The sequence below is a fragment of the Cylindrospermopsis sp. CR12 genome (assembly GCF_001432185.1).
In the GTDB taxonomy this organism is placed as follows: Bacteria; Cyanobacteriota; Cyanobacteriia; order Cyanobacteriales; family Nostocaceae; genus Raphidiopsis; species Raphidiopsis raciborskii.
In genome coordinates this window covers 66,045-77,224 of sequence record NZ_LMVE01000086.1, presented here as the reverse complement: position 1 = coordinate 77,224, position 11,180 = coordinate 66,045, and the positions used below count along the sequence as shown (strand labels likewise).

1 protein-coding gene is annotated in these 11,180 nt (G+C 39.1%); it reads left to right on the top strand.

Translation table 11 applies throughout. The features are described 5' to 3' along the window. Positions 1–26 precede the first annotated feature (26 nt). Positions 27–11,012 carry a non-ribosomal peptide synthetase gene (locus ASL19_RS09975; RefSeq protein WP_057178216.1) on the top strand — a complete coding sequence of 3,662 codons (10,986 nt, stop codon included), beginning with the start codon at positions 27–29 and terminating at the stop codon, positions 11,010–11,012. Positions 11,013–11,180: the final 168 nt, after the last annotated feature.

Here is an 11,180-nt window from a genome sequence, read left to right as displayed (position 1 = left end):
AATAAATCAAAAAAAGGTAAAATTTCATGGCTGGACTCAAAGACAAAATCGAAGATATTTTCCCCCTGACACCATTACAAAAGGGACTTTTATTTCACACCATATATGAACCAGAATCGGGAGTATATTTTGAACAATTACATTGTAGATTAGAAGGGGATGTTTCTACAGTTGCAGTGCGTCAAGCTTGGCAGACTTTGGTAGATCGTCATGCCATTTTACGAACTGCAATCGTTACTAAAGGGCAAAGTGAGCCTGTACAAGTTGTATTTCGTCACCTAAAATTTAATATAGAAGAGGAAGACTGGAGGGGACTAAGCGATGACGTACAAAAACACCGCCTGCAAGATTTTTTAGAAGCAGATAAACGCAAAGGATTTGTTCTGAATCGTCCCCCATTGATGCGAGTTACCTTAATTCGTTTTAGGGAAGATGTATGGTATTTGGTATGGAGTCATCACCATATAATTTTAGATGGCTGGTCTTGGCCCATCTTGCTTAAGGAATTCCTCACCTTACACAAAGCAGCTAAAGAAAATATAGAAGTCGCCCTACCAAATAGACGTCCATACGGAGACTTTATAGCTTGGTTAAAACGGAAAGATTTGCAAGAGAGCAAAATTTTTTGGCAGCAATACATGTCAGGGTTTGAAAGTGCTACACCCTTACTAATGACCTCAAAAAGCAGAGTAAATCCTAAATTCAAAGGTGGTGAAATCACCAAACAATTATCACCAGAAATAACAGATTTATTAGGGAGATTAGCACGAAATTGTAGCGTTACCCTAAATACCGTAATTCAGGGAGCTTGGGCAATATTGCTCAACCGTTACAGTCGCAGTAATGATGTTGTGTATGGGATTACAGTTGGTGGTAGACCTCCGGAAATTCCCGGGGTAGAACAAATGATTGGGCCATTCATCAATACTTTACCATTCCGGGTTGCCATATCAGGAGATCAAACTCTGAATACTTGGTTACAAAATTTACAATTCCAGGCAGCTTCAATGCGTCAATTTGAACACACAAGTTTATCAGATATTCGCGCATGGAGTGATATTCCCGCAGGAAGTGAGATGTTTGAAACCCTGCTAGCTTTTGAGAATTTCCCCGTTGATAAGTTATTAAAAATTAGTGATTTTGGTTTAAATGTAGCAGAGTCCCATTTCTTAGAGACCACTCATTATCCTATTACCTTAGTTGTCATTCCCAGTGATACAATTGCTATTAAACTAAGTTATAATACGAATCGTTTTAGTGACACAACCATGAAATTATTGCTAGACCAGTTTAGCAATTTATTATTAAACATGGCGAATCATCCTCAATCGTTATTGCAAGACATATCCTTGTTGAGTCACCAAGAAAAGCAACAGATAAAAAACAAAAGAGAACAAACTAATTCTTCATATACTACTATTAATGAGATGTTTGCTGAGACTGCCAGTAAATATCCAGAACGTATAGCTTTAACCTATGAAAATCAAACACTGACATACCGAGAATTAGAAGAACGATCTAATGCCATAGCTTGCCATTTAAAATCTCTGGGAATCGGTAGTGAGAAACGAGTGGTAATTTGTTTAGACCGGACTCCCGAATTAATCATTTCCATGTTAGGTGTGGTGAAAGCAGGGGGTATATATGTTCCAGTAGATCCGAGTTACCCCCGTGACAGGATTGAATTTACCATTACAGACTGTGGTGCAGAAGTAATTATCACCACAACTAACACCAGCCAAGAATTGCCAAATGGTATTACCCGAGTTTGTTTAGATGTTGAAGATGCAGCTTATTTAAAAACAAGTGCTGAACCTATAGACACAGACAATGTAACCCCGAATTCAGGGGCTTATATTATTTATACATCTGGCTCAACAGGTAAGCCAAAAGGGGTATTGGTCACTCACAAGAATCTGACCCGGCTATTTAAAAGTACAGAGCATTGGTTTAAATTTAATCAACAAGATGTTTGGACTTTCTTCCATTCTTTTGCCTTTGACTTTTCTGTATGGGAAATATGGGGAGCTTTGCTATATGGTGGTAGATTGGTAATTGTTCCCTATTGCGTAAGTCGGGATCCCCAAACTTTTCTGAGATTATTAGAGGAGCAGAAAGTTACAGTTCTCAATCAAACTCCCTCAGCTTTTGCCCAGTTGTTAGCAGTTGCAGACTCAAATTGTAATCTTGACAATTTACGTTATGTAATTTTCGGTGGTGAGGCCCTAAATTTGGGGAGTTTATCTCCTTGGTTTGAAAAATATGGAGACAATCAAACGCGGTTGGTTAACATGTATGGGATTACAGAAACAACAGTTCATGTAACCTATAGACCAATTAGCAAACAAGATATAGACAACTTATCTGGTAGTTTAATTGGTGAACCAATTCCGGATTTAGATATTTACATTCTGGATGCTGATGGCAACCTGCTACCAACAGGGGTAATTGGGGAAATGTATATTGGTGGAGCGGGAGTTGCCCATAGTTACTTGAACCGTCCAGAATTAACAGCAGAAAGATTTATAGAGGCCAGATTTAGACCGAATTGCCGTCTCTATCGCACAGGGGATCTGGGTCGATTCCTTCCTAATGGGGATTTAGAATATTTAGGACGCATAGATTACCAAGTGAAAATCCGGGGTTTCCGGATTGAAATTGGGGAGATTGAAAATGTCCTGGCTGAGATTTCTGATGTTCATGAAAATATTGTCCTGGTTACAACTGACATAGAAACAGGTGAGAATCGGTTAATTGCCTATTTAGTTTGCTCTCCTGAAAAACAACCGACTATCAAAGATATCCGCGATCATCTACAACGGTCTTTACCTGACTACATGATCCCTTCCCAGGTTGTTTATCTGGATAAGTTTCCCCTAACTGCTAACGGTAAGATAGATAGAAAATCTTTACCTATTCCCGAGATGAAAAGGGAAAATATAGGGATTGAATTTGCTGCACCAGAGACAGAAATTGAGCGGAAGTTGGCATCCATTTGGCAGCAAGTTTTAGGAGTTGAGAGAGTTGGTAGATTTGATAATTATTTTGTTTTAGGTGGGGATTCAATCCGTAGTATTCGAGTTTGTTCTCTAGCCCAAGCAGCAGGTTTCAACCTGAAGATTGAGCAGATATTTACCCATCCCATTCTAGCAGATCTAGCAACGGATTTGGAAACAACCTTACAACCACTATCTGGTGGAAAAAAACAGGATTATTATCAGGAACCATTTGGTTTAATTGCTACTGAAGATAGAGAGAAACTCACCAATATAGCCGATGATGCTTATCCGTTGGCACAATTACAAGCAGGAATGTGGTTTCACACTGAATATTCCCAAACTTCTACAACTTATCAAGATCTTTTTAGCTTCCGCATTCGCATACCTTTTAATCTACAGGTTTGGGAACAGGCTTATAGTCAGATGTTTACCAGACATCCAGTGCTGAGGACGGCATTTTTTCTGGGAGAATTTAGTCAACCTTTACAAGCAATTATTAAAGATGTATCGGGAAGGGTTATTTTTAAAAACCTCACTAATTTATCCCCATCTGCACAAGATGATTATCTTAGAGTCTTTATTGAGGGAGAACAACAAAGTCGTTTTAATTACAAAAATCCACCATTAATTCGGTTTTTTATTCATCAGTTAAGTGAGGATGTAGTTGAGGCTACCTTAGTGTTACATCATGCCATTATGGACGGTTGGAGTTTGGCGCAATTTTTAACTGACTTAACAGGTTTATACTTACACTTAATGGGTAGAGGTGTCCCCAGTTTATCACCTCAAACCGGTTTGGAATATTCCCAGTTTATTGCCTTGGAACAAGAAGCTTTACAAGATAAAAAACAAAGGGAATTTTGGCAACAACAGCTAGAAGATATTCCCTTGACTAAATTGCCTCGCTTACCAAGAAAAAACCTTCCCAAAATGCACCCCACCATTGGAAAAGTTGATATCACCTTATCACAGACAACTTCCCAAGGTTTAAAAGATGTGGCTCACCAATTAGGCGTACCGTTGAGAACTGTATTGTTGGCAATACATTTACACATTCTGTCTGTGTTTTCAGGAGATGAAGAAATAGTGACAGGATTAGTTAGTAATGGTAGACCTGACACAACAGATGGCGACCAAGTTTTGGGTCTATTCTTAAATACCTTACCATTACGGTTACGACTACCTCATGGTTCTTGGGTAGATTTGATTAAGGCAACATGGTTAGCTGAACAAGCATTAGTAGCAAATCGTCGATTTCCTCTACCAGAAGTGCAAAGACTAAATGGTGGTCTTCCCCTATATGAAACATCCTTGAATTTCATTCATTTTCATGTTTACCAAGGATTATTAAATTGGCGTGAGGTAGAGTTATTAAAATCAACATCTTTTGAAGAAACCAATATCCCCTTTGCGGTTACTTGGAACCAGGAAGTTGCATCGGCTAATATAAGCCTGAATATTGCCTATAGCCATGCTGAATTTACTCAAGACCAAGTTGATAATATTGCTAATTACTATCAGCTTTGCTCAGAACTGGTGAGTGAAAACTGTGTGGGAAATAGGGAATTTTCATTAGCGCCACAGGAATTTATTTATGAGAAACAACTATCAACTTCTCGTCCAACAATTACACCAGTTCATCAAATTGTTGCTCAACAAGCAGCAGTCAGGCCCAAAGAGATAGCAGTTATTTGTGAGGGGGAAGGTTGGACATACGAGCAGTTAAATCAAAAAGCTAATCAGCTGGCACATTTCTTGCAGTCCCAAGGTATAACCCAAGAAAAACCTGTAGGTATTTGTTTGGAACGTTCCCTAGATATGGTTTGTGCCATGTTGGGGGTAATGAAAGCAGGTGGTTGTTATGTTCCCATAGATCCCCATTACCCAAGCGCCCGAGTCCAATCTATGTTAGAAGGTGCGAACCTTGATTTGCTCCTGACTCGTTCAGATTTAAAAGTCAATTACCACCAAAATTCCCAGAAAACCATTTTTGTTGACACTCAACACCGAGAAATTGGGGAGCAGTCTAAGGCAAATTTAAATGTCTCCGTCTTTCCTGATAATATTGCCTACATTATTTTTACTTCCGGATCTACTGGTAAGGCCAAGGGAGTAGCCATTTCCCATGGAGCTTTAGTATCCCATCAAACTTGGTTTGTAGACAAGTTCAGTGTAACTAATGCTGATATAGTCCTGCAAAAAACCCCCTTCAGTTTTGACGCTTCCGTTTGGGAATTTTGGACACCATTGATGGTAGGTGGAAAACTGGTCATGGCTAAACCAGGAGGACACCAAGATCCAGCATACTTGGTAAAAACTATACAACAAGAAAAAGTCACCTTGTTCCAATTAGTACCCAGTTTGCTGGAAGTAGTTTTGGGTGAGCCTGAACTAGAGCATTGTGGCAGTTTGAGGTTGGTATTTAGTGGTGGTGAGGTTCTCAAAAACAGAGTTTGGCAGAAGTTTCAGGAAAAATTACCTATTCCTCTAATTAATCTTTATGGTCCGACGGAAACTACAATTGACGTTACCTTCCACAACTGTCAAGAAAATGACAATATTGCCAATCTTGACCAGATTCCCTTAGGTCAACCAGTCACCAATGTCAAATTATATATTCTCAACTCCTTACTCCAACCTGTACCCATAGGAACACCAGGGAAGATCTTTGTGTCAGGATGCCAAGTGGCACGTGGTTATTGGCACGCACCAGGAATGACTGCGGAAAGATTTTTACCCGATCCTTTTGTCCCAGGACAGAGAATGTATGATACAGGAGATCGTGCTCGTTATTTACCAGGTGGTAATATAGAGTTTCTCGGACGTATAGATCAACAAATAAAAGTACGCGGGTTCCGCATTGAAACTAGTGAAATTGTTGCCGCATTGGAGGCACAATCTTGGGTAAATCGTGCATTAGTTAAAGTAATTTCTGATTCCCAAATTTCCAGTTCCGACAGATCAAATTATCTGGTAGCCTATGTACAACCTCGGTTAACTACACCGAACAATTGGCAAAAAATTCTGCGGTTGGAATTGGGTCAGATTTTACCAGAGTATATGATTCCTACCTTATTTATTAATATTGATACTTTGCCATTGTTACCCAATGGAAAAATTGATATTAATTCTCTACCTGATCCAGAAGTTGCAAAAACAACTCTATCTCAAGAATACATTGCCCCCGAAAGTGAAACTGAACAAATATTAACTGAACTGTGGCAACGGGTGTTAAAAGTACCTCGTTTGGGTACTCGTGAAAACTTCTTTGAGTTGGGTGGTGATTCAATTATCGGGCTACAAATTATTGCCAAAGCCAGAGACTTGGGTATTTATTTCACGGCCCAAGATCTGTTCAAATACCCTACGGTAGCCGATTTAGCAAATCATGTAAGGAAAGAAGATAACTTTTCTCAACTGCCAACTGTTGAAACAGGAGAAATTCCGTTAACCCCTATTCAAGAATGGTTTTTTAAGCAATCCCTACCACATCCCCATTATTGGAATCAAGCAGTTTTGTTGGATGTAAAAGCACAGATTACTACTGGAGATTTACAAAAAGCTGTTAATCAAATAATGGGCAAACATCCCGCTTTCAAATTAAAATTCCGTCAAACGGAAAAGGGATGGATACAAGAATTGGATAATGATAGTCAGCATTTAAATGTGGACGTTGTTGATCTAACGGATATTCCAGAAATTGAATTATCTACCCACCTCCAAACCCTAGCTACACAGTTTCAAGGACAACTGAACCTGGAAACTGGGAGGTTATTCCGTGTAGTTTATTTCCAAACAGCAGCAACTACACCTGATAAAATATTATTAATTATTCATCACCTCATCGTTGATGGTGTGTCTTGGCGTGTAATTCTCCAGGATTTGGTTGGGAATATCCAAAATGTCAATGTTACTCCAGATCAATCCCTATCTTCCTTTCAAGCAAAGCCAAGTGTGAGTTTTCCTCAGTGGAGTAGTTATCTACACAACATGAGCCATATTGCCTGGGAAGCAGATCTGGAATTTTGGCAGAAACAAGCAGTCCTTGACTTTACTCTACCTGTGGATTTTCCTGAAAAAATAGCAGATAACAAAGAAAATTCAGCTGCTCAAATTGCGTTTGCTCTCACAGAAACGGAAACTAATAAAATGTTGTTGGAAATTTCCCGTACCCATAAAGTGGGCATTCAAGAAATTTTACTTACAGCACTCGCAACAACACTGAGAGAATGGACTGGGAGATCGGAAATAGTTATTGCTTTAGAAACCCATGGTCGAGGAAGTAGTTTAGATCTGGATATATCTGACTCTGTCGGGTGGTTTACTTCCCTTTTTCCCTTTAGAATAACAACTGTAAATTCCAATGTCTTAGATAACTTGTCGGGTCTTAAAGAACAGCTAAATGGAATACCTAATAATGGTTTATCCTACGGTATTCTCAGTCAAAAACCAGAACATGGGGAAATTTTGCCTCCCATCCCCCAAGGAATTATCTTTAACTATTTGGGACAGTTTGATGAGCAAATTCCAGCTGATGCACCCTTCACACCAGCAGCACAAGATTCGGGGATTTCTCGACATCCTGAAAATCAACGTACCTTCCAATTGGAAATAACTGGTCTCATTGTGAATAGGAAACTGGAAATACGTTTTGGTTTTAGCACCAACTTACACCGGGAACAAACTATTCGTAATTTGCTGCATACCTATCAACAATGTTTACGTAACTTGTTAATGGGTAGCGAACAAAAACTTGTCCGTTGGAATCCCGAAGATTTTCCCTTAGCTAATTTAAATCAGGAACAATTCAATATTGCTGTTAGTGGAATAAGTGATTTGCAAGACATCTACCCTCTTGCACCAGTTCAAGAGGGTATTATTTTCCATGCTAACTATGAGATTGAAAAAGACATTTATCTACAACAAGTAACAGGTCAAATCACGGGAGACTTAAATGTGGAAATATTTAAGTCAGCTTGGGAAAACTGCATTAATCACTATTCTATCTTACGCACATCCTATATTTGGGAATCCCTTCCCCGTCCTTTAGCTAGAGTACATAGCACGGTGAATTTGCCTTTTGTTTATCAAGATTGGTGCGGTACTGATGACTGGGAGCAAAAATGGTCAGATTTATTAATGGAAGATCGTCAACAGGGTTTGTCAACTGAAAGGGCACCCTTGATGAGGTTAATTTTGGTAAAAACTGACAAGGCAAAATGGCGATTTTGTTGGACACACCATCACGTGTTAATAGATGGGTGGTCCTTGCCATTAGTTTTTCAACATGTTATTTCCTTTTACCAAGCAGAGCAAAAGCATCAATTTTTGACGTGGCCACCAGTTCCTAATTATCGGGATTTTATTGTCTGGTTAAATCAAAAGCCAATTCAGCAAGCAGAGGTTTTTTGGCGCGATCAATTGGCGGGTTTAGACTCTGTAACTAAAATAGGATTAACCAGCGATCCATTAGATAATGGAGCAGATTATCAGGTTCTACAAACTACTCTACAACCGGAAGTTTATGCCCAGCTCAAAAACTATGCAAATAAACACCTGGTTACTGTCAGTACCTTAATAAATGCAGCCTGGGCAATTTTAATCAGCAAATATAGCGGTAGTAATGAAGTTATATTTGGGGTGACAGTTTCCGGAAGACCTACGGAATTATCTGGTTTTGAACAGATGGTGGGTTTATTTATTAATACTCTACCCTTACGTCTCAAATGTGAGCCAGACAAACTAGTAGGAACATGGTTAAAAGAATTAAGCGATCGCATTTTATCTATTAGTGAACACTCCTATAGTTCTTTGGTGGATATACAAGGTTGGAGTAACATAAATAGAGGTGAATCACTATTTGAGTCCATCGTGGTGTATGAAAACTACCCTGTAGGTGAAAAAATACGCAACCATAATGATGATTTAATAATTAGCGATGTAGAATCACTAGAAAAAAATCATTACCCCATAAGTCTTTACGCGTTACCAGGAAAAGATTTAACCTTAAAAATTGCCTTCCAAAAAATAGGAACCACCAAGGAGCGGCAACAATTATTACAACATGTTACAGATATATTAAACACCTTGGCGACCAAATCACCGAGATTTCTTGGCGAGATATGTTTACCCACCTTCCCACTCATACCTATTAAGCATCAACCACCAGTTGCGACTCTAGCGGATCTGTTTAACCAACAGGTGTCAGAGAATGCTAAGTCCCCTGCAATTCTTGAAGGTGAAAAATGGTTAACTTATGGCGAATTGAATGATCAAGCCAATAAAATTGCCCAAGCACTAGTAGAGTTAGGGGTCACGCAAGAAACATTAGTGGGGGTGTGCGTGGATCGCCATGCAGGTTTAGTAACCGCACTGTTAGGAATTATAAAATCTGGAGCTGCTTATTTACCAATAGATCCAGCTTTCCCAATAAATCGCCTGGAATGGATAATTAATGATAGCCAAGCAGCAATAATACTAACCGAATCTTCTGTTGTTTCTCGATTGCCTAAATCTTCCGCTACGGTGTTGGTATTAGAAGCAATTCTACAAGAAGAAATAGCTGTTTCCTTTCAACCAAGACCATTAGATTTAGGCAGCATAGCCTACATTATTTATACATCTGGTTCTACGGGTAAACCGAAGGGAGTACAAATTAATCATCAATCCCTAGTGAATTGCCTACTTAGTTTTAGGAATCAGCTACAACCAGGTAGTACAGATACATTAGTGGCGGTGACAACCATATCCTTTGACATTGCAGGATTAGAACTATTTTTGCCCTTAATTAGTGGAGCAAAATTAGTTATTGCCAACCAAGAAACAGCCCAGGATGGATTTAAACTGGCTGATTTGTTAGAGCGAAGCCAAGCTACAATTATGCAGGCAACTCCCACCACTTGGAAACTGCTATTAACAGCGGGTTGGCAACCCAAGAATCAGTTTTGTGCCCTGTGTGGGGGAGAAGCTATACCACGCGAATTGGCAACTGTGCTTTTGCAATTGAATATAAACCTCTGGAATGTTTATGGTCCCACAGAAACCACAATTTGGTCAAGCGTTAAACAACTGGAAAGGTCCAAAGATGTAATTTCTATTGGTCGAGAAATTGCCAACACATCTTTATACATTCTAGACAATGGTTTGAACCTACTACCGGAAGGAATTGTGGGAGAATTGTATATTGGTGGTCTAGGACTAGCGAGAGGTTATAGAAACAACCCCACACTCACATCAACAAAATTTATTCCCGATCCCTTTGCCCAAGAGCCAGGATCGCGTTTATACCGTACTGGAGACCTAGCTCGACGGTTATCAAATGGGGAAATTGAGTTTTTAGGCAGAATAGACTACCAAGTAAAAATACGTGGTTATCGCATTGAGCTGGGAGAAATTGAGACCATTTTATCCAGCCATCCCGCTATTACTCAGGCTATTGTCCAAGCAATTGGTGACACTCCCGCTGAACAACGATTGGTTGCTTATGTAGTATCCAAAACTCAAGCTCCAACAATAGAAGATCTTCGCCTATACTTATATAATTATTTGCCTGAGTATATGATACCTTCGGCTTGGGTCTTTATTGATAAAATTCCTCTTACTGGGAACAATAAGATTAATCGTCGTGCTTTACCCATACCAACCTACAAAGGAGAAAATAAGGACTGGTTACCACCCAGAAACTCTATTGAAGAGGTACTAGTACTTATGTGGCAAGAATTACTGAAGGTAGAAAAAGTGGGTGTGCAAGACAACTTCTTCCATTTAGGGGGACATTCTTTATTAGCAGGACAATTTCATGGATACATCAAAAAGGTGTTTGCGATTGACTTGGCATTAAGAGAACTCTTTGATGCAGTAACTATTGAGAAAATAGCACTTCTGCTAATTGAGAAAGAAACTAAGTTGGGTAACACTGAAAAAATTGCTAAAGCCTTTTTACGGCTTAAGTCTATGACACCGGAAGAGAAAGCTAACCTTCTACAAAATTCAAAGTTGAAAAAATTGAACTGAAAAACCTAAAAATCTTAAAGGTCCTAAAAACAAAGTTTATGGTAGCAATAAAATTACCCTAATTGAATTAGTAACCTGTTGGGATTATGATGATCCTAGCTATCAGCATGGTATGGCTAAATCATCCTCTATTCATCAGTTCAAACACCCTCTATAATGATTTTAGTA

Excerpts from the sequence above, each read along its gene's own strand:
- ASL19_RS09975 (WP_057178216.1), top strand. The coding sequence starts at position 27 with ATGGCTGGACTCAAAGACAAAATCGAAGATATTTTCCCCCTGACACCA.